The organism is Pedococcus sp. (genome assembly GCF_036554925.1).
GTDB lineage: Bacteria > Actinomycetota > Actinomycetes > Actinomycetales > Dermatophilaceae > Pedococcus_A.
In genome coordinates this window covers 1-1,891 of the sequence record NZ_DATBMI010000174.1, presented here as the reverse complement: position 1 = coordinate 1,891, position 1,891 = coordinate 1, and the positions used below count along the sequence as shown (strand labels likewise).

General features: G+C 71.0%; 1 protein-coding gene. It reads left to right on the top strand.

Features of this window, described 5'->3' with window-relative positions:
* Nucleotides 1–440: 440 nt before the first annotated feature.
* Nucleotides 441–1,891, top strand: a 1,451-nt coding sequence (locus VIB11_RS13780; protein WP_332031807.1) for a 2-oxo acid dehydrogenase subunit E2, incomplete at its 3' end; no start/stop codon positions are given.

Sequence of the window (1,891 nt, the reverse complement as noted above, 5' to 3'; positions counted from 1 at the left end):
TTCGGGTCGTGGCGGACGGTGCGCAGCGACATCACCTGACGCCGGGCACCCGCCGGCGCCGACGGCATACGGGCTGGTGACGCCACGGCCAAGGCCGCGAGGGGTGCCGAACCGACCTCCCCACCACCCGGGAGCGCGGTTCGGCACCCCTTCGTCGTGCCCGGCCGCCACACCGCGCGCGCGTGCCGGGACCGGAGCGCGAGAGGCGACGGGAGGCGGTGGGGGTGCGGCCGAGAAGGGAACCGCGGGTTCGCACATCGAGAACCCGCGGTTCGCATCTCGGCGCGACCACTACCCCCGTCCCGGGGGCGGCCCAGGAGGGTGAGTGACTCCACAGAACTGGGCGTGGGACCGCTGGGGCAGCCAGGGCGGCTCGGCGATAGGCTGGGGGCACCCGTTTGCTTCGTCATTGTCGACGCTATGAAAGAGGCGTATCCGCCGTGCCTGACCAGTCCCCGACCAACGACCCCATGGCGGCCTTCGGGCCGAACGAATGGCTCGTGGACGAGCTGTATGAGCAGTACCTGAAGGACAAGAACTCCGTCGACAAGGCGTGGTGGGAGTTCTTCGAGGACTACCGCCCCGGCGACTCCACGGGAAACGGCTCCGAGGCCAACGGCACGGGAGTCGCCACGGCCCCCGCACCCGCCGCGTCCTCGGGCAGCGCCACCGTCGAGCGCCAGGCGAGCACCACCGACAAGCCTGACGCCGCCAGCGACCGGGCCGTCGCCGACAAGCCGGAGGACAAGGAGGCCGCGACGGGCGGCCAGACCGCCGCCGCCAAGGTCGCCCCGCCGCGCCAGCCCGCGCCCGCCCCGGCCGAGGCGCCCAAGGCCGAGGCGCCCAAGGCCGAGCAGCCCAAGCCGCGCGAGCCCGCCGGCCTGAAGGACACCGGCCCGGTCAGCGAGGGCGAGGTCAAGCCGCTGCGCGGTGCCGCGGCCCGCGTGGTCACCAACATGGAGTCCTCGCTCCAGGTGCCGACCGCGACGAGCGTGCGCGCCGTCCCCGCCAAGCTGCTCATCGACAACCGCGTGGTCATCAACAACCACCTCAAGCGCTCCCGCGGCGGCAAGGTCTCCTTCACCCACCTCATCGGCTACGCCCTGGTCAAGGCGCTGGCCGTCATGCCGGAGATGAACAACGGGTACACCACCGACGAGAAGGGCAAGCCCGCCCTCGTCGTCCCGGCGCACGTCAACCTCGGCCTCGCCATCGACGTGGCCAAGGAGGACGGCACCCGCCAGCTCCTCGTGCCGTCGATCAAGTCCGCCGAGGCGATGGACTTCGCCCACTTCTGGACGGCGTACGAGGACGTCGTGCGCAAGGCTCGCAACAACAAGCTGACGGTCGAGGACTTCCAGGGCACGACGATCTCGCTGACCAACCCCGGCACCATCGGCACCGTCCACTCCGTGCCGCGCCTGATGCAGGGGCAGGGCACGATCATCGGCGTCGGCTCCCTCGACTACCCCGCCGAGTGGCAGGGCGCGAGCCAGGAGACCCTCAACCGCAACGCGGTCTCCAAGATCCTCACGCTGACGAGCACCTACGACCACCGGATCATCCAGGGCGCCCAGTCCGGCGACTTCCTGCGCATCGTCAACGCCCTCCTCCTCGGCGAGAACGGCTTCTACGACGAGATCTTCGAGAGCCTGCGCATCCCCTACGAGCCGGTCCGCTGGGTCCAGGACATCTCCGCCCACCACGACGACGACGTCAACAAGACGGCCCGCGTGCAGCAGCTCATCCACGCCTACCGCGTGCGCGGCCACCTCATGGCCGACACCGACCCGCTGGAGTACCGCCAGCGCCGCCACCCCGACCTCGACGTCACCAGCCACGGCCTGACCCTGTGGGACCTCGAGCGCGACTTCGCCACCGGCGGCTTCGG